We start from the raw sequence: 18,433 nt of genomic DNA on the forward strand, positions 1-18,433 counted from the left end.
GTCGACGATGCCGCTACGAGAGATGTCCGGCTCGCTGCGCCGCTGGACCCTCCTCTACGTACTGTTCGTGGCCGTCGTCACCATCGCGTATCTGACCGTCCCCGCCCGGCACACCGCGTTCTGGGCGCTCATCGGCCTCAGCGGCGTCGCCGCCATCCTCGCCGGCGTCCATCTGCACCGGCCCGCCCGCCGCTGGCCCTGGCTGGTGCTCGCGGCCGCCAACGTCACCTTCGTCGCCGGTGACACCACGTACAACGCACTGGAGGCGTTCTTCCACCAGAACCGCCCTTTCCCGTCGCTCGCCGATGCCTTCTACCTCGCCACCTACCCCCTCTTCGCGATCGGCCTCTACGGCTTCATCCACCGCCGGGCCGCCGGCCGCGACCTGGCGGTGGCGCTCGACGCCCTGATCCTCACCTCGGGCGTGGCACTGCTGTCCTGGGTGAACCTGATCAACCCGCTGGCCACCTCCCCGGACATGACCTGGGTCGAGCGCGCCATCTCCGCCGCGTACCCCCTGGGCGACGTCCTGATGCTCGCGATGCTCGCCCGGCTGCTCGTCCCCGGCGGACTGCGTTCGCGGGCCGTGCAGCTGCTCACCCTCGGCACCTGCGGCATCCTCTTCTCCGACGTCGTCTACAGCGTGAAGCAGCTGGACGGGACCTGGCAGGTCGGCACCCCCTGGGACCTGGGCTGGGTGGTCTTCTTCACCGCCTGGGGCCTCGCCGCCCTCCACCCCTCGATGACCGGGCTCACCGCGCTCGCGCCGGAACCGACACCCGAGATCGCCGAGCGCCGGCTCTTCCTGCTCGCCCTCGCCTCCCTCATCGCTCCCGCCCTGCTGCTCTTCCAGTCGCTGCGCCAAGAAGCCGACCAGGACATCGGAGTCATCGCGATCTTCTCCGCGGTCATGTTCCTGCTGGTCCTGATCCGGCTGTGGGGCATGATGACCGACCACCGCAAGGCCGAGTCGCGTGAGCGGAGCCTGCGGGTCGCCGCCGCGTCGCTGGTGGCGGCGCTGAGCCCGCGCGAGGTCGCCGCCGCCGTCGAGACCGCCGCGGCCACGCTCTTCGGCGCCGGAACCCCGCACCACACCGTGCTGCTCACCCGGGACCGCCGTGGCGGGCTGACCGCCGTGTCGACCGGCCGTCGGCCGGAGAACCTGCGGGTCATGGAGATAGGAGGACCGGGCGGCGGCCCGTGGCGCGAACAGCTCGGCGACGGCAGCCTCCTCGTCCCCGTCGACGCGCTCGCCCCGGCCGTCGCCGCCGCGCTCGCCCCCGAGACCCACGCCCTGCTCTGCCCGCTCGCCCTCCAGACCCCCGCCGCCGGTGAGTCGTTGCTCGGCGCCGTGCTCCTCGCCGGGTCGGAGAAGAAGCTGTCCGAGATCGCCGGCTCCGCCCAGTCGCTCGCCTCCCAGGCCGCGCTCGCCCTGGAGCGCTTCGGGCTGAGCGAGGAGGTCAGCCGCCGTACGAGCGAGGCGTACTTCCGCACCCTGGTGCACAACACGTCCGACGTCATCCTCATCGTGGACGACGACGACACCATCCGGTACGCGAGCCCGTCCGCGGAGAGCATGTTCGGGCACTCCCTGCTGCCCGGCACCCCGCTGACCGGACTCCTCGCCCCCGGCGACTCCGGCAGTGCCCTGCGGATCCTCGCCGGCGTCCGTTCCCGGGGGAACGTGGACGCCCGTGACGACTGGAAACTGCTGCACGGCGGCTCCGCCGACCTGGAGGTCGAGGTCCGGTGCAGCAACCTGCGGGACGACCAGACCGTGCACGGTCTGGTGCTTACCCTCCGGGACGTCACCGAACAGCGGAAGCTGGAACGCGAGCTCACCCACCGTGCCTTCCACGACTCGCTGACCGGTCTGCCCAACCGGGTCCTGCTCCTGGAGCGCATCGAGCGGGCCCTGCTGCGCGGCCGACGCGAATCCACCCTGACCTGCATGCTCTTCGTCGACCTGGACGACTTCAAGGTCGTCAACGACACCATGGGGCACTCGGTCGGGGACGAACTCCTCGTCGCCGTGGCCCGCCGGCTCACCTCCGTGCTCCGGCTCACCGACACCGCCGCCCGGCTGGGCGGCGACGAGTTCGCCGTGCTGATCGAGGGCGCCCGCGAACCCGGCGACGCCGAGGTCCTCGCCGCCGAGATCGTCAGCACCCTCAGCCAGCCCTTCCACCTCACCGACGGGGCCGTGTCCGTCTCGACCAGCGTCGGCGTCGCCACCGTCCTCGACAGCGCCCACGCCGAGGAACTCCTCGGCCACGCCGACCTCGCCCTGTACGCCGCCAAGGCCGCCGGGAAGAAGCGGTGGCGGCGGTTCCGGCCCGAGCTGCACTCCCGGCTCGTCGCCCGCCACGAGCTGCAGGCAGGGATGGACAACGCGATCGCCCAGCACGCCTTCGCCCTGCGCTACCAGCCCATCGTCACGGTCGACGACGCGGACCTGGCGGGATTCGAGGCCCTCATCCGCTGGCCGCACGCACGACGCGGCATGGTCCCGCCCGAGCAGTTCATCACCCTCGCCGAGGAGAGCGGCCACATCATGCCGCTCGGCGCCTGGGTGCTCGACCACGCGGCCCACGACATCGCCCGCTGGCAGCGCGCGCACCGCCGGATGCCGGCGCTGTGCGCCAACGTGAACGTCTCCGCCCGCCAGTTCCGCGACCCCGGCCTGCTCGACGTGGTCCGGCGCACCCTGCGCTCCTCGGGGCTCGCCCCCGGCTCGCTGGTCCTGGAGCTCACCGAGTCCGTCCTCATGCACCACGACGAACAGATCGGCACCACCATGCGGGCCCTGAAGGACCTCGGGGTGTCCATCGCCATCGACGACTTCGGTACCGGTTTCTCCTCGCTCAGCTACCTGCGCGAGTTCCCCATCGACGTGCTGAAGGTCGACAAGTCGTTCATCGACGACATCACCACCGACGGCCAGCAGGTCGCCCTCGTCGAGGGCATCGTGCGGATCGCCGACGTCCTCGGGCTCCAGGTCGTCGCCGAGGGGATCGAGAACGAGGACCAGCGCTCCCTGCTCGCCGACATGGGCTGCCGCTTCGGCCAGGGCTACCTCTTCGCCCGTCCGATGACCGCCCATCAGGCCGAGACCTTCCTGCACCGGCCGCCGACGGCGGGAGCGCCCGCCCGCCCGGCCCGCACCGCCCCGGCCGTACGGACCGCCCCCGCCGACGCGCCCGCCGACGGCGCCCCGGGCCCGGGCTCCCGAGCGGCCCGTCTCGACGCGCGCTGGCGGGACCTGGAGCGGCTCAAGCACACCAGCAAGATGTGCGACGCCGTCATCGACGAGATCGACGGGCGCAGGCTCCGCGTCGGCGACCACTGGCTGATCGACTTCGCCTCCTGCAACTATCTCGGCTTCGACCTCGACCCCGAGATCATGGCCGCCATCGACCCCCAGGTGCGCACCTGGGGCACCCACCCCAGCTGGTCCCGGCTCATCGGCAGTCCCCGGCTCTACCCGCGCATCGAGGAACGCCTCACCGACCTCCTCGGGGCACCCGACACCCTGCTCCTGCCGACCATCACCCTCATCCACCAGTCGGTCATCCCACTGCTCGCGGCCGGCGGCCAGGTGTTCGTCGAGGCCCAGGCCCACCGCACCATCTACGACGGCTGCGTCGTCGCCCGCGGGCAGGGCGCCGATCTGCACCGCTTCCGGATCGACGAGCCGTGGGAGCTCGACGCGATGCTGCGCGACGCCCCCGGCGGCGCCCGCCTCGTCTGCATGGACGGCGTCAACAGCATGACCGGCAACTACCCCGACCTGCGGACCACCGCCCGGATCTGCCGTGAGCACGGCGCCCTGCTCTACGTGGACGACGCCCACGGATTCGGCGTCATCGGCGAACGCGGCCCGCAGGAGACCAGCCCCTACGGGGACCGTGGCAACAGCATCGTGCGCCACCTCGGCGAGACCTACGACGGCATCGTCCTCGTCGGCGGATTCTCCAAGGCGTACTCCTCGCTGCTCGCCTTCCTCGCTCTGCCCCGCCGCCTGAAGGACCACCTCAAGGTGGCCGCCGCCCCGTACCTCTACTCCGGCCCCTCGCCGACCGCGTCGCTCGCCACCGCCCTCGCCGGACTCGACGTCAACGAGGAGCGCGGCGACGCCATCCGGGCCGATCTGCACCGCAGGACCGCACGGGTCCTCGACCACGTACGCGGCCTCGGCATCGCCACGCCCAACACCGACGGCCTGCCGATCATCGAGATCCCGCTCGGAGACCCCGCCGAACTGGAGTCCGTCGCCGCGTTCCTGTGGGACCGGGGCATCTACGTCACCCTCGCCAGCTACCCCCTCGTCCCGCGCGACCAGGTGGGTTTCCGGGTCCAGATCACCGCCGCCAACACCGACGAGGAGATCGAGGAGCTCAACGACGCCGTCACCGAGTTGTCAGCCCGCTTCGCCCTGCGACGCCTCCCTGGCGTCCGGCCCGGCACGATCCCGGCCGGACGGGCCGATGAGACGTGATGGCGACGGCCGGGCGAGAGGTGCGCAGGAACCGCGACGCGGACTGGAACGCCTGGCCCGTCGCGGAGTACCTGGCCGAGAACTACCGCCGGCTGCACCCCTGCGACCGGGACGTCATCCGCCACCACTCCGCCTTCTACCGCCAGTTCCCCCCCGACTCCCTCGCCCGTACCCTCGAACTCGGCGCGGGCCCCAACCTCTACCCGCTGATGCCGGCCACCGCGGCCGGCCGCCGCGTCGAGGCCGTCGAACCGAGCGCCGCCGGCCGCGCCTACCTCCGGCGCCAGCTGACCCACGGCCCCGAGGACAGCTGGGAGCCGTTCTACGCGCTGGCCCGGGCGCTCGACCCCGCGCTGCCCCGCACCCTGGCCGAGGCCCTCACCCGTGTCCACGTGGTCCGCGGCGACGCCGGCACGCTGACCGAGGGCCGCTACGACACCGCGTCGATGAACTTCGTCGCCGAGAGCGTCACCGAGGACTTCGGCGAGTTCACAGCGCTGTGTGAGGCATTCGTCCGCGCCGTGCGGCCCGGCGGCGGGCTCGTCGCCGCCTTCATGGCCGGCATGCCGAGCTACCGCATCGGCCAGGGGCCGCTCTGGCCGGCCTGCCCGGTGGACGAGCCCGCGCTGCGCGCCGTCTTCGGCCCCCACACCACCGCCCTGCGCGTCACCCGGCTCGCGAAGGACCGCACCCTGCCCGAGTACGGGGACGACGGGGTGCTGCTGCTCACCGCCCGACGGACCACCCCTTGATCAGCTCGGAGTACGTGTCGAGCGAGGAGCCGAGTGTGCCGTCGTACAGCTGCTGGTCGAACGCCCACATCAGGCCCTCGAGACCGCACGTGCCGAGCTGCCGGAAGGCCGCCGCCATCACCCCCGGCCGGTACGCCGCCACCTGCGGCCCCGCACTCTCCCCGGACAGGTGCCGGAACCCCTCCGCCCGCGCCACCGCCACCACCCAGCGGGCCGAGGACCAGGTCCGCACGGTCGCGTCGGGAGCCGACCCCACCGCACCGGAGTCGCCCGGCGCGCAGCCATTGTCGGTGGGCCGGCCGGTGCCGTCCACCAGGGCGGTGGTGGTGATCTGCACCTGGTCGCGGTGCTCCACCAGGCCGAGTGTGGCGAAGAATCCCACGCCCTGGCCGATCAGACGCGCCCCGTCGCCGCGGCCGTCCAGGTAGGTGGCAACGGCGGCGTCCCGGTCGGCCGGGTAGAAACCCGCCCCTGGCACCAGCAGCTTCAGCGGCCCCCGGTGCCCGAGCCCGGTGTAGAGCTCGATCTGCCAGTTGACCGCGTCGGCGAGCGACCCCAGGTACCAGTCGTACCAGCGCCGCACCTGGCGTTCGGTGAACGACGCCCCCCGGTAGCTGTGCTCCCCGGGACGCCAGCCGGGGTACGGGCTCGCCGCCTGGGCCTGCTGGTCGTACGCCCAGAAGGCGCCACCGTCCCGCCCGTCCGGGAGCGGCCGTGGATAGCCGAACTCACCGTTCTCGTCGGTCCCGAGCCGGAGCGCCCACACGTCGTCCAGACCGATCCGCTCGTCCACCTGCCGTACGTACGCGGCGACCTCCGCCCGCACCGGCGCGCTGAACACGAGGTTCGGGGTGTTCGTGGAACGCTCGCCGTACTGGTTCCGCCACACCGACTCCGGGTGGGCGTCCGCGAGCCAGGCCGGCGGGTGGTTGAGCCCCAGCCCCGCCTCCACCCGCAGGCCGGCGTCCCGGAACGACGCCAGCCGTTCCCGCACCTGCCGTGCGTACGCCTCGTCGTACACGCCCCGCTCCGGTTCGAACCGGTCCCAGGCCACCTGGAGATGGGCGACCCGCAGCCCGTGCGCGTACTCCTCCGCCGCCCGCTCCGGATCGGTTTGCAGGGTCCCGAACAGCGGCACCGGCGGCTGCTCGTCCGGGCGCAACGGCCCGAACGCGGCCGCCGCCAGCACCAGTACGGTGAGCAGCGCCGCCCTCACAGGCGGACGCGCCGGGTTCATGGCAGCAGCTCCCGGTACAGCGAGGCGTACTGCGCGGCGAACCGCTCCGGACCGAAGTGCTCCTCCACCGCGAGCCGGCCGCGCTCGGCGAGGACCTCCCAGGACCGCGGCTGGTCCAGCAGCCACACCAACTGGTGACCCGTACGGCGGGCCTCGCCACCGGGTGCCCGCAGCACCGCGTTGCCGAAGTCGGCGAACTGCGGCAGATCACTGAGGATCACCGGTCGCCCGGTGGCCAGCGCCTGGAGCACCGTCAACGGGATGTCGGCCTTGCCGCCGATCACCGGCGGCGGGAACAGGAAGACGTGCGCCGAGGTGATCAGCGCCCGCATGTCGTCGACGTACCCCCGGACCTCGGTGTCGACCAGGCCCCGGGCCCCGGCCCGCTCCCGCAACGCCTCCTCCAGGGAGTGCAGATCCTGCCCGGGCCGCCCCCGCATCGCCAGCACCAGCCGGAAGCGGGCACCGGCCCGGACCGCCTCCGCCGCCGCGTCGATCGCCGTCTCCGCCCCGCCCTGCGGGTCGTGGTGCCCGGCGTACAGCACCAGGGGCAGGCCGGGCGGCCGGGGCCGGAACGGCCAGTCCTCGAGCGGGATCATCGGCGGGATCACCCGTACGTCGCCGAAGTGCGCGGCGCGCAGCCGTCTCGCCATCGACTCGGACAGGGCGACCGTCGTCCCCAGCGGCCGGGTCCGGGGCAGCAGCCGCGCGTCCATCACCCCGGGCACCGTGTGCACCACCGGGCGGGCCCCGAGGAGCAGCGGACGCAGCCAGGAGAACGCCGGGAAGATGCGCCCGATCGTCAGGAACGCGTGCACCAGGTCACAACGGCGCGCCTGCACCGTCGCCGCGACCGCCGACTGCGCCCGCTCCGACAGGTGCGGCACCCCGTCCCGGGACAGAATCCGCACCGCGTGCCCGCCAAGCGCCACCCGAGGTGGGTGGCCGCGCCGGTGCGGCCACTGCGAGAACCAGGTGAACTCCACGTCCGGCAGGGTCCCGAGCACGTCGGAGGCGAGCCGGACGTCGGCCCCGTCGGCCCCGTCCAGCGGACTGCTGGTCAGCAGCAGGACGCGGGGCCGGCGCGGGGTGGTGCTCATCGCGGACCTGCCGCGGCCGGGGCGGGCGGCAGTTCGTACAGCGCGAGCGTCCCGTAGGTGGGCCCGCGGAAGGCGTACAGCAGCCGGGCATCGCGGGTGAGCCCGCGCACCTCGGCGGGAGTGAAGCGGCCGTAGCCCTCGTCGATGACCTTCCACGGCACGATGACGTACCGGGCCCGGTGGGCCGCCTGTTCGCCGGGCGTGATCCAGGGGCCGATCCGGTACGTGTCGCCGAAGGTCCAGAAGGTGACGCCGTCCGTGCGCAGTCCGTCGACGGACACGACGCCGCTGCCGGGCGGCACGTGCTGCCGCAGGTACGCCTGCATCCTGACGAGCCCGTCGTCCGGGGTTCCGCGATCGGCGGCGTAGACGACCGCGGGTGTCGCCAGGAGCGCCACGAGCCCGGCCACCGCCACCGCCCGCAGCGCGGGGCGGCGACGGGGCATCGGCACTGTCACGGCCAGCGCCACCAGGTTCGGCACGAAGAGCAGGTACAGCGCCTGCTCCTCCAGCGTGCCGATGCCCAGCGCGTAGGCCAGTGTGACGATCGCACAGGCGTGGAAGAGGGCGAGCAGCCGGTACACCGGATCCCGGCGGCGCAGCAGCAGGAACAGTGCCACCGGTGTCAGCGCGAGCAGCAGGTAGGTGACGGTGAACGCGGGCAGCTCACCGGCGAGCCGGCCGGCGAGCGACGGCGTGCCCGGGGCGTTGAACCCGGTCTCCTGCGTGAGGCCGAGCAGCCGGTCCAGACCCTGCGTCTTCTGCTCCCAGAACGGCGCCCAGTGGCCGAAGCGCACGACGAGCGACACGTACACCGTGTACGGGACCAGTGCGACGGCCAGGGCGAGACCGGTCAGCCGGCGCGGCGGCCCCCAGTTCAGCGCGAGTGCCAGGAGCAGGGGAAGTACCGTGATCAGTACCGAGTGGTCCTTCGTGAGCACCGCCAGGCCGAGGAGCAGTCCGCCGGCCGTCGCCCGCGCCCGGGGGCGCCGCGGCGGCTCCGCCCGGCACAGCGGCAGCAGCACCAGGAAGCCCGCGAGCACCCACGTCATGGTGGCGGTCTCCAGGAGCACCCAGTTGTTCTGCCGGATGCAGAACTGGTCGAGAGCGAAGAGCAGTCCGGCCACCAGACCGGCCGGCCGGGACCGTACCCGGGCGACGAGGAGGACGAGCAGCGCCGCGGACACACCGGCCAGCAGGGCGTTCAGCACGCGGAGCGAGTGGACCTGGGCGATGACGTCCTGGTGCTCGCCGAACAGGCGCATCCACCCGGCCTCCAGATAGAAGAACCCGGGCGGATGGAGGAAGAACAGCCCGCCCGAGGTGTGCGGGAATCCGCCCTGCGCGGCGCTGCGGCCCAGGTCCTGGTAGATGAGCTCGTCCACGAACAGGTCGCTCGCCCGGTCCACCCGGATCAGCCGCACGACCACCGTCAGGACGGCCGCGAGCAGCGCGTACCCCGCCGTCGGCACCGAGCGGGCGGCCGTCATGCGGGGCGGTGGGCCCGGGCGCCGCCCCGGCCGCTCGGCGGGTGGCGCGACGGAGGACCGGGGGAGGGTCATGACACCCCTCCCGCCGGGTGGACAGGGGGAACAGCGGGAGCGGCAGGAGAGGCGGGGACGGCCTGAACGCCGCCGGGCAGCAGGTACACCTCGGGGACCCGCGGGATCGTGCCGTCGGGGAACAGGGCGTTCACCTGGGTGCGGTAGCCCCGGATCAGCTCGGCCTTCGCGCCGAGTCCCCGGTCCCAGGACGCCTCGGTGGCCGCGAGCCCGGAGACGAAGTCCGGGTCGGGCGCGGCGCGCAGATTGTAGGGGAAGTCGCTGTAGTAGACGACCGGCAGACCGCTCCGCTCGGCGGCCGTCCGCACCAGCAGGTGATCGGCGTGCCCGCCGACACCGAGCGGCGCGAGCACCAGCCCGCGGCCTCCGGGCAGCAGTTCCCGCACGGTGTCGGTCACCTGCCGCACGGTCTTCGCGTCACTGGGCGCGAGATACCCGCGCGACAGGTGCAGCCGGTGCGTCGGATACACGTGGCCGAGCTCGGGCAGCAGCCGGGCGGCCAGGCGGCGGCCCCGGTTCTGCGCGGCGACACGGCGGAAGAGACCGTCCACGAAACCACCGTGGAACCGGTCGACGCCGAGCTTCGCCAGTACCGCCCGGTCCTCGGCACGCCGCTCCATGTACAGCTCCTCGGCGTTCGCCGCCCCGGTCTGCCGCAGGAACTGGCGGGCCGACAGCGTGTACGGCGGAGGGGCTCCCTCCGTGAAGACCGTCATCACCGTCACGGAGGAGCGGTCCCGCAGCTCCCCGAGGAGCGCGCCGCAGGACAGCACGGCGTCGTCCGGGTGGGGCGAGAGCACCAGCAGGACTCCGCAACGGGACAGCGCGGTCAGCGCGTCGACTGCCATGACGTTCTCCGGTCCTTCCGCGGCCGCCGCCGCAGGGCGGGGCCGTCGACGAGCCGACGGGTGAGCGCGAGATAGGCGCTCGTCATCTCGTCCCATGTGTAGTGCTGTGCGGCCAGACCCGCCTGCCGTCCCAGGCGTCCCCGCAGTACGGGGTCGGAGGCCAGCGCCGCCATCCGTTCGCCGAACGCCGCCGTGTCGAAGGGGGGCACGGCCACGTCGCCGCCGCCTCGCATCCAGCGCAGCGCCGGCAGGTCGAAGTGGAGCACCGGTTTGCCGTACGCCATGCCCTCCAGCGCGACCAGGCCGAAGGACTCGTGGCGCGAGGGCATGACCAGGAAGGCACTGTCCCGCAGCAGCCGCCGCTTCAGTTCCTCGTCCGCGTACCCCACCCAGCGCACCCCGGGCCCCCGCGCCTGCAGGAGCTGCGAGAGCCGGCGTTCCTCGGCGGCGGTGCCCCGGCCGGCCAGCACGAGCTCCATCTGCGGCCGGCCGCTTCCGTAGGCGTCCAGCAGAAGGTCGAGCCCCTTGGTCCAGGTGTCGATCCGCCCCAGGAAGAGAATGGAGTCCCCGCTGCCGACCCCCGTGTCGTCCGGCCCGCGCTGCTCGACCCCGTTGGCGATCACATGCACGGAGGCGCGTGGGCTGAGCCGGCGCACCGCCGAGGCGTCGGCCTCGTTCAGTGCCACGATGTTCCGGTAGCAGCGCAGCCCGACCCGCTCCACCAGGAAGAACGGCAGATGGTAGCGGCGCCACAGGGCCTCGGCGCTGCGCCCCTGGTCGATGCCGACGACGGGCGACCGGGACACCAGCGGCAGGAAACTCGTCGAGAACGGCGGCGTGAAGCTCTCCAGCCACACGTCGTGCCGGATCCGCCGGGCCACCAGTGGCAGCAGGGCCAGGAACAGCAGCTGTCCGGCCCGCGGCCCGGCCCGGCACACGGGCAGCATCACGTAGCGGACGCCGTGGCGTTGTTCGGACCCGGCGTTGCGGCCCGCCGTCACCACGGTCACCTGGTAGTGCTCGGCGAGCCGCCGCGCCACCTTCTCCACCACGAGGGCGCCGCCACCGCGGTACGCGGAGTTCCCCGCGTCGTCGTAGACCGAGACGACGACCCGCTTGCGGCGTTCGGTGCCGGTGCCGGAGGGGAGACCGGACGCCCGTGCCGGGTGGCGCCCGGCACCGCGTGCCGCCGGGTCCGAGGATGGCGGCACGATGTCGAGGACGCTTTCCAGGGCGGCGGCCGCGACCGCGTCCGGCGGCCGCTCGCCGTCGAGCCCGGCCACCCGCGGCAGCCGGGCCGCCCACGTGCGATGTCGCGCCCACCAGGAGGCCGGTGAGCCCGCCGCCGCCTCCCAACCGCGGTGGGCCAGCGTGTCCGGCAGGGTCTCCGGGACAAGGGTCAGGTCGTAGCGGTCGGAGATCCGGAGGAAGCGCCCGCTCGCGGCGCCGCCGGCCGGCAGGTCGAACTTCACCAGTCCGTCCAGTGGCCCCCGGTCGGTCACCACCACGGCGGGCCGGCCCCGGGCCACGACGGCGGCACCCAGCCGGGCCACGCGGATGCGCAGCGCGAGCTCGCCCGCGTCGACGAAGGCGTGGGCACGGCGGAGCCACGGTCCCCGGTGCGCGGGCCGCGGTGCCCACTCACCCACCCCCGTCCTGCCCGGCTCCCCCGCCACCCTCACCCGTGGGGGAACCGGGAACCAGCGGCAGAGCACACAGCCGTAGCAGTGCGCGGTCACCACCGCGTACCCGCGGCGGCGCAGCCCTCCGGCGAGGGCGCGCACCAGCGACGACTTCCCGGTGTGGTCCGGCCCGGACACCGCCACGAGCAGCGGCGCCCGTCGTACGTCCTCGCTGCCGCTCCGTCGATCCGTCATGGCGCTCACGACTCCCTCCTCCGGACCCGCTTGGCCACCACCAGCGGAACCCGGAGCGACGCCTCACGCGCCGCGACGCGCAGCCGGCCCTGGCCGAGGAGATGACCTGAATGTTCCGCCCCCACCCGCAGGGAGGTACCCACGGACAGCGGCAGCGGCAGCCGCACCGCCTCCCCGCGGTCCAGCCGCGCCATCGCGTCCCGTGCCGCGCCCAGCGCCAGTCCGCCACCGGCCGACCAACCCTCACGAGCCGCCTCCCGGAGCGCCTCGGCGACCACGTCGGGGCGCAGCAGCGGCCGGAGGGCGAGCAGTTCGGACAGGTCCAGGGTGAGGTTCTGGAACAGCGCGTGTGCCAGCCAGATGCGCAGGCGGTCGGCCGGGCAGGGGATCAGCCAGTCGGGGCGGGGGTCCCGCGCACGCCCGGCGGCCACGTCGGGATCGCCGCTCCCGGCGGGCAGCGCCCGGGCGAACAGGCGGTCGGTCGGTACCACCGGAACCCCGAACCAGGAGACAGCGGTGTGCAGGTGCGCCGCGGGCCCGCTCGCCGGATCGAGCAGAACCTTGGAGGAACGCTCCAGCCAGTACCGCTCACGGCGCACGTACCAGCCCGCGAGGACCTCCTGCGCGTGCTGCCAGCGTCCGTACGGGACGACGAGGTCGAAGTTGCCGTACACGTAGTCGCCCGACAGGTCGGCCTTGATGAGGACCGTGGGGATGCCGGCGCTCCGCAGGCGGCCGGTCGACTCGAACAGATTGCGCCGGAACAGGCCGGTGGCGGCGGCCACCTCGGCCCGCGTGGTGGCCAGCCGTTCCGGGTAGGCGCGGGCGAGCACGCCTTCGACCTGGTTGCGCCGGGCCAGCGCGAGCGCGCCCAGCAGCTCGGCCTCCGTGGCGGGCCTGGGCCGGCCGTGCCAGACCGCGTCCACGAGCACCCGTACGGACCGTTCCCCGTCCGGCGGTTCGGGGGTGTGATGCCCGGCCGGGTGCGGTGCCGCCGGCGGGCCGGGCGAGGTGTCGCCCGGGGCGATCGGCGGCAGGTCGCCGGTGGGCTCACTGTGCCGTCCGAAGAACCACCGCAGGGCGAGTGCCGTGACGACGGCTGCGACGCCGAACCACGCCACCGGGAAAGGCCGCAGCAGGACAAGTCCTCCCGCCAGGGCGAGCAGCCACAGCGGCCGGGGGCCCAGGAGGGCGCGCCGTGCCCGGAAACCGTGGACGCGCGCATGGCGGACCCCGAGTACGAGCAGCGCCAGCAGCGTGCCGGCCAGACCGCCCACCGCCATGCCGACGACACCGTGCGCCGACCAGCCGTACCCGAGCCCCGTCACGTACACGGCGAGCCCGGCGAGCAGTGGCTTCAGGCAGGCGTAGTCGTTGACGGCCTGGCAGAACGTCACGAGCAGCGCGAGGGCGCCGAGTGCGAGGCCGGTCACGGCCGTGAGCGAGAGCAGGACGCCGACCTCCGTGTAGCCGGCGGGGAAGACGCGGGACAGGAGGGATCCGGGCGTGGTGGCGACGACCGCCGTCATCGGCACCGCCACCTTGAGATACATCCGCAGGGCGTCGCCGGTGAGCGGCGCGCCCGCCCGGCGTCGCGAGAGCGCCGGCAGGAAGGCGATCGAGACGGCGCTCGCGAGAAAGAGCGGCACCCGGCCCAGCATCACCGCGGCCTGGTAACTCGCCGCCTCGGAACGGTCGGTGGGGAGCGTCGCCACCAGGATCACGTCCACCGCGGCCATCAGGGCCACCACACCCTGCAGCGAGGCCACCCCGACCGCTCGGCGCCACAGCGCGCGGTTGGCCGTGGCCGCCAGCCACGGCCGTCCGTGGCCGCCGCGGAACCCGCGCGGCCGGACGAGCAGGAACGGCAGCACACCGACCCCGAACGCCGCGAGCGCCCCCGCCTCGCCGAGGCCCAGGGCGGCGACGAACACCAGCCCCACGGCCGTCTTCAGCACCGCCTCGGCGGTCGTGACCACGCCGAGGGTGCGCAGGCGCTCGGTGCCCTGCAGCCAGCCCGCGCTGACCCGGGTGACGTAGATGAGGAAGGTGGCGCCCGCGATGACCAGTGTGGTGGAGGTGCCGGCGAACTGCGCGGCCACGAGGGCGACCACGAGCGCCGCGAGGACGCCGCCGATCACGCCGGTGACCACCGCGAACCGGACCGCCTCGGACCGCGCCGCCTCCGACTGGGCCCGTGCGAGCGCCTGGGCGAGCATCCACGGCACGGTCACCACGGCGATCGCCGCCGTGCACACGACCAGGCCCTGCCCGGCCGCGAACACCGCGTAGTCCCCGACGTCCAGCAGACGGGTCAGCACCAGCGCGTACGCGTAGTTGAGCACGCCGACCGCCACGGCGGCGGTCGCGATCCACCGCGCACCGTGCACGGCCGTCACCGCGTCCGAGCGGGCGGGCGCACGCCGGGCCGTTGACTGGGCGGACTTCACGGCCCGGCCCCGGTCCTGGGGGCGGAGCGGGGCAGCGGGCCCCGCAGGGGACGGGCCGGGGGCGCCGGCGTCGGCCGCCCGGCGCCGGTTCCGGGCGTCCGCACGGGCGGCGTGGTGCCCTCACCGGGCCCGGACGGGGCCTCAGCGGTTCCGGGGGAGGGGGGCGGGGTCCCGAGGCGCCGGGAGGGCCCTCCCACCAGGACGTCCCGGACGCCGGCCAGGGTGACGGTCGCGTCGTCGATCCCGAGCCGGGCCAGCGCGCCGAGTGCCTGGACCTCGTCGCAGCCGTGCAGCAGCACCTGGAAGGTGTCGTCGTCCCGGCGCCAGACATCGGTCCGCCGCAGGGCCTCGCGGACGGCCCGCTCGGTCGCGGCGGTGTCGCCCGTGGTGAACCGGGTGACCACGGCGAGGTCGTTGGCACCGCGCCGGGACCTCCGGTGCCGGCGGACGCGGTGCATCTCCTCCAGCAGGACCTGGGCGAGCCGCTCTGCGCTCGCGTCCCAGGAGAACGCGGCCGCCCAGGCCCGGCAGCGGGCCGCGGTCCGCTCGCGGGCGGCCGGGTCGGCCAGTTCCTCCAGGGCCGCCGCGACGCCTTCGCCGAGATCGGCGGCGGGGTCGAGCAGGCGCCCGTTGACACCGGGCTGGACGGCGTCGCGCAGCCCGGGTACGTCGTAGGCGAGCGCCGGGGTGCCGACCGCGTTGGCCTCGATCACGGTGAGGCCCCAGCCTTCGGCGACCGACGGCACCACTGTCAGCCACGCGTGATGGAACAGTTCCTCCCTGCGCGCGTCGCTGACGTGCCCGTGGAAGGTGACGGCGGACGTCACTCCGAGGGTCTGCGCGAGGGTGCGCAGCGCGGGCCGTTCGGGGCCGTCGCCGCAGATGTCGAGGTGCAGCGCGGGCGTGCGGCGCAGCAGCGCGGGCATGGCCTGTACCAGCAGGTCCACGCGCTTCTGCGGGACGAGCCGGCTGACCACGGTGAGCGCGGGGGTGGCACTGCGGGTGCCGCCGGGCGGGTCGGGCAGGTCGACGGGGCGCCCGTTGGGGACGATGTGCAAGGGGTTGCCGAAGCCGAGTTCGCGGCGGGCGCCCTCCCGGGTGGAGGGGGAGACCACGACGAGCGGCCGTCCCCGGTAGACCCGTCGGCTGACCTGCTTCTCCAGGAGCCGGCCGAGCGCGTTCAGCGGCCAGCGGAAGCGGACGTCGAACTGCTGCTGGTGGATGTGGTGGATGACGCACAGGTCGGCCGTCCAGTGCGGGGTGAGGAGGGGGGAGAAGAACGGGATGCCGTTCTGGAAGTCGATCACGGCGTCGTAGGCGTGCCGGTTGCGCAACAGGTGTGCGGCGGCCGCCGCGTAGACGCCGAAGGTTCCGCCGCCGCGCACGATCCGCATCCCGTCGCGGTGCTCGCGCGCCCGCGAGCCGGGATAGCGCGAGGAGACGAAGGTGACGTGCGCGCCGACGGCCGAGAAGCGGCGGGCGATCTCGTGCGCGTACGCCTCCGCACCACCGGCGTCGGGGTGCCAGGGGTCACGCCAGTTCAGGAAGGCGAGATCGAGGCGGTCCAGCCGGTCGAGGGCGGCTGCGGGGGTGGGGCTCGGTGCGGTCATCGTGGTCACCTGGTCAGGGAGATGCGCAGCAGGTCCGTCATGGACCGCAGTCCGTCGCGCCGTGCGGAGAACGTCGACCCCTCCTGGTCGGTCCAGTCGACCGGCACCTCCACGACGTCGTGTCCGGCCTTGACGACACGGGCGAGCAGTTCGACGTCGAAGGCGAAGCCGTCGACGTGGCAGTCGTGGACGATCTCCCGGCCGAGCGGGCCGGGGAAGAACTTGAAGCCGCACTGGGTGTCGGCGACGTCCGGCAGCGTCAGCCGGGCGAGGGCGCGGAAGACCGCGCCGCCACCGCGGCGCAGCCTCGGCTGCTCGACGGTGAGGTGCGCGCCGGGCGCGTGCCGGGAGGCGATCACGGCTCCGTGGCCCGCGCGCAGCAGGGCCATGACGGGGTCGAGGGTCTCGATGGGGGTGGCGTTGTCGGCGTCTGCGTAGCCGACGTAGCGGGCGGCGGAGGTCTCGATGCCTCGCCGCACGGCGGCGCCCTTCCCCCGGTCTCCGCAGCCGATGACGTGGAGACCCACGGAGCGTCCCATGGCGGAGGCGGCGAACCGGTCGAGGCAGTCGGGGGTGCCGTCCACACTGTTGTTGTCGACCACGACCACGGCGGAGGACCAGGGGCGGCGGGCGAGGAACCGCAGGGCACCGGCGACGGTGGCGGGCAGCCGTTCGCGCTCGTTGAAGGCCGGGATGACCAGCTCGAGTTCGACCGGGGGCCGGGTGAGCGAGCGGGGGAGTGTGGCATGCGCGTCGACGTGCGTCATCGCGCCTCGCCTCCTCGGGGGCGGGCGCGGCACACGGCTCGCGCGGGGGTACGGGGGATGCGGGGAAGCACGGCGGGCTCAGGTGTCCGCACCCGTGGTCCGGCCAGGACCGGGAGCCGGGTGGTGGCGGCGCTCGTCAGGTCCCTCCGGGGGCCGCGTGCGGTGGGGGTCCTCAGGGGCTCCGGGCAGCCGGGCGGCCGTCCGCCCCGACGGCACGGGCGGCCATGGCCGGGGTGGCCACGGTACGCGCGGGCACCGTCGGGGTGGCCACGGCCGAGGTCGGCACGTCCCGGGTGGTCGTGGCCGGGTGCGACAGGGCTCGGGTGGCCGGGGAGCGGGCGAGCCGCGCCGACGGGACACCGGACGGCATGCGACGGACCCCATGCGCGTGATCGGTCTCCCCACCCACCGGGGGAGTGCTCACCCTGGCCCGCCCCTGGCCGGTCTCCGCCGCCCCGCCCGGCGCTCGGACCTGGGCCCGACGGGCCCGCCGAACGCCGTCGGCCGCCCGCGGTCCGGGTCCGTACGGGACGGGAGCGCCTGCGGCGGGCGGCGCCCCGGGGCCGACGGGACTCGGCCCGTCGGCGGCAGCGCCGGTCGGCCTCCCGCAGCCGGTCGGAGGCGCGCCGGGCCGGATGGGATGAGGTGCGGCGGGGACTCCCGCCCGGGGAACGGCGGCGCTCGGCGGCCGGCCAGTCGGTCACCCGTCGCAGCGGATGCGGTGCGGGTGGCACCGGCGCTCGGTCGATGGGGAGGAAGGTCATGACGCGCCATTTCCGACAACCGACCCTGCCGAGGGTCTGGGACGCACTGCCGTGTGCAATGCCTGACTTCCAGCCCTATCACCCGTTTTCGACCCCGTCAACCGCTGCCTGCGGCAAAACGGTGCAGCGTGTTGCGCGGGCGCTCGGTGACCAGGGTCCGCAGCACCCGGCTGCCGTCACGGATCGTGCGGGAGTGCGACGGCCCGTGGCGGCGCGGGAGTTCCAGGCTCGGGACCTCCGCGATGCGCAGGCCGTAGTGCAGGGCGTGCGTGACGAGTTCGGCGCCGAGTTCCACGCCGTCCTCGCGCAGGCCGAGCAGGTCGAGGAACTCCCGGCGGAAGGCGCAGAACCCGTACCAGAGATCGGTCAGCCGCTGCCCGTACAGCTGTCGGGCGAGCCGCAGCAGCGCCTGGTGCCCGAGTCGCCGGACCAGCGGGTAGGACGCCGTGTCCCCGCCGGCGATGAAGCGCGACCCCTTGACGAAGTCGAATCCGCTGTCGAGGTAGTGCAGATAGTGCGGGATCTCGGCGGGCGACATGCTGCCGTCGCCGCCGATGAGGACGACGTGGTCGCCGGTCGCGGCCAGCAGCCCGCGGTGCGGGACCTCGCCGGCCGCGCAGTCCCAGGGACCCAGCCGACGTACCGGGACCCCGCGCGGGGTGCGCTCGAGGCCGTCCGCACCGGCCCCGACCAGCACGACCTCGCCCACGGCGGGCGGCAGCCGGGCGAGCAGCCACTCCGCGTCGGGGTCGTCCGGCCGCACCGCCACCACCAGGCTCGCCGTTCGAGCGTTGCCCGGCGGGTCGTGGTCCGTGGCGCGGCGCATCGGGTGCGGTTCGCCGCTCGTGGGACTCGTGCCGCTCATCGCTCGTCCTCCGGGGTTCCGCGGACGCTTTTCATGATCGGCCGGGTTCGCCGGCCGGTCAAGGGACGCCCGGAGGCCCGCGGCCGCGGGATCATACGGAGCG

Annotated in this window: 12 protein-coding genes; 2 read left to right on the forward strand and 10 right to left on the reverse strand. The window is 74.1% G+C overall.

Features of this window, described 5'->3' with window-relative positions:
• Nucleotides 1-7: 7 nt before the first annotated feature.
• Together OG393_RS31160 and OG393_RS31165 are read left to right on the forward strand one after the other, a co-directional pair.
• Nucleotides 8-4,498, forward strand: a complete 4,491-nt coding sequence (locus OG393_RS31160) for an aminotransferase class I/II-fold pyridoxal phosphate-dependent enzyme (protein WP_327378044.1) — start codon at nucleotides 8-10, stop codon at nucleotides 4,496-4,498.
• Complete coding sequence (locus OG393_RS31165; protein WP_327378045.1) at nucleotides 4,498-5,250, forward strand: class I SAM-dependent methyltransferase; 753 nt, start codon at nucleotides 4,498-4,500, stop codon at nucleotides 5,248-5,250. Before OG393_RS31160 ends, OG393_RS31165 begins: the two co-directional genes overlap by 1 nt.
• Here the strand turns inward: OG393_RS31165 and OG393_RS31170 are convergent.
• The 10 genes from OG393_RS31170 to OG393_RS31215 form a co-directional block, all read right to left on the reverse strand.
• Nucleotides 5,225-6,487, reverse strand: coding sequence for a beta-galactosidase (locus tag OG393_RS31170; protein WP_327378046.1), 1,263 nt, complete (start codon nucleotides 6,485-6,487; stop codon nucleotides 5,225-5,227). The two genes, OG393_RS31165 and OG393_RS31170, sit on opposite strands and share 26 nt — an antisense overlap.
• Nucleotides 6,484-7,587 (reverse strand): glycosyltransferase family 4 protein, encoded by a 1,104-nt coding sequence (locus OG393_RS31175; protein ID WP_327378047.1) that lies wholly within the window; start codon nucleotides 7,585-7,587, stop codon nucleotides 6,484-6,486. The genes OG393_RS31170 and OG393_RS31175 overlap by 4 nt, the downstream gene beginning before the upstream one ends.
• Nucleotides 7,584-9,149, reverse strand: coding sequence for an ArnT family glycosyltransferase (locus tag OG393_RS31180; RefSeq protein ID WP_327378048.1), 1,566 nt, complete (start codon nucleotides 9,147-9,149; stop codon nucleotides 7,584-7,586). The genes OG393_RS31175 and OG393_RS31180 overlap by 4 nt, the downstream gene beginning before the upstream one ends.
• A complete protein-coding gene (locus tag OG393_RS31185; protein WP_327378049.1) occupies nucleotides 9,146-9,997 on the reverse strand; it encodes a PIG-L deacetylase family protein in 852 nt (283 codons plus the stop codon). Before OG393_RS31185 ends, OG393_RS31180 begins: the two co-directional genes overlap by 4 nt.
• Complete coding sequence (locus tag OG393_RS31190; protein ID WP_327378050.1) at nucleotides 9,979-11,874, reverse strand: glycosyltransferase; 1,896 nt, start codon at nucleotides 11,872-11,874, stop codon at nucleotides 9,979-9,981. The genes OG393_RS31185 and OG393_RS31190 overlap by 19 nt, the downstream gene beginning before the upstream one ends.
• A 5-nt stretch (nucleotides 11,875-11,879) precedes the next feature.
• Nucleotides 11,880-14,324 carry a lipopolysaccharide biosynthesis protein gene (locus OG393_RS31195; RefSeq protein WP_327378051.1) on the reverse strand — a complete coding sequence of 815 codons (2,445 nt, stop codon included), beginning with the start codon at nucleotides 14,322-14,324 and terminating at the stop codon, nucleotides 11,880-11,882.
• Nucleotides 14,321-15,934, reverse strand: coding sequence for a glycosyltransferase family 4 protein (locus tag OG393_RS31200; RefSeq protein ID WP_327378052.1), 1,614 nt, complete (start codon nucleotides 15,932-15,934; stop codon nucleotides 14,321-14,323). The genes OG393_RS31195 and OG393_RS31200 overlap by 4 nt, the downstream gene beginning before the upstream one ends.
• Before the next feature lie 5 nt (nucleotides 15,935-15,939).
• A complete protein-coding gene (locus OG393_RS31205) occupies nucleotides 15,940-16,701 on the reverse strand; it encodes a glycosyltransferase (RefSeq protein WP_327378053.1) in 762 nt (253 codons plus the stop codon).
• A gap of 172 nt (nucleotides 16,702-16,873) precedes the next feature.
• Entirely contained in the window at nucleotides 16,874-17,071 is a 198-nt protein-coding gene (locus OG393_RS31210) for a hypothetical protein (protein ID WP_327378054.1), read from the reverse strand.
• Nucleotides 17,072-17,562: 491 nt separating this feature from the next.
• Nucleotides 17,563-18,330 carry a glycosyltransferase gene (locus tag OG393_RS31215; protein ID WP_327378055.1) on the reverse strand — a complete coding sequence of 256 codons (768 nt, stop codon included), beginning with the start codon at nucleotides 18,328-18,330 and terminating at the stop codon, nucleotides 17,563-17,565.
• Between the last annotated feature and the right edge of the window lie 103 nt (nucleotides 18,331-18,433).

This window comes from Streptomyces sp. NBC_01216, assembly GCF_035994945.1.
GTDB lineage: Bacteria > Actinomycetota > Actinomycetes > Streptomycetales > Streptomycetaceae > Streptomyces.

Excerpts from the sequence above, each read along its gene's own strand:
- OG393_RS31160 (WP_327378044.1), top strand. The coding sequence starts at position 8 with ATGCCGCTACGAGAGATGTCCGGCTCGCTGCGCCGCTGGACCCTCCTC.
- OG393_RS31165 (WP_327378045.1), top strand. The coding sequence starts at position 4,498 with ATGGCGACGGCCGGGCGAGAGGTGCGCAGGAACCGCGACGCGGACTGG.
- OG393_RS31200 (WP_327378052.1), bottom strand. The coding sequence starts at position 15,934 with ATGACCGCACCGAGCCCCACCCCCGCAGCCGCCCTCGACCGGCTGGAC.
- OG393_RS31185 (WP_327378049.1), bottom strand. The coding sequence starts at position 9,997 with ATGGCAGTCGACGCGCTGACCGCGCTGTCCCGTTGCGGAGTCCTGCTG.
- OG393_RS31210 (WP_327378054.1), bottom strand. The coding sequence starts at position 17,071 with ATGCCGTCCGGTGTCCCGTCGGCGCGGCTCGCCCGCTCCCCGGCCACC.
- OG393_RS31205 (WP_327378053.1), bottom strand. The coding sequence starts at position 16,701 with ATGACGCACGTCGACGCGCATGCCACACTCCCCCGCTCGCTCACCCGG.
- OG393_RS31175 (WP_327378047.1), bottom strand. The coding sequence starts at position 7,587 with ATGAGCACCACCCCGCGCCGGCCCCGCGTCCTGCTGCTGACCAGCAGT.
- OG393_RS31180 (WP_327378048.1), bottom strand. The coding sequence starts at position 9,149 with ATGACCCTCCCCCGGTCCTCCGTCGCGCCACCCGCCGAGCGGCCGGGG.
- OG393_RS31170 (WP_327378046.1), bottom strand. The coding sequence starts at position 6,487 with ATGAACCCGGCGCGTCCGCCTGTGAGGGCGGCGCTGCTCACCGTACTG.
- OG393_RS31215 (WP_327378055.1), bottom strand. The coding sequence starts at position 18,330 with ATGAGCGGCACGAGTCCCACGAGCGGCGAACCGCACCCGATGCGCCGC.
- OG393_RS31190 (WP_327378050.1), bottom strand. The coding sequence starts at position 11,874 with ATGACGGATCGACGGAGCGGCAGCGAGGACGTACGACGGGCGCCGCTG.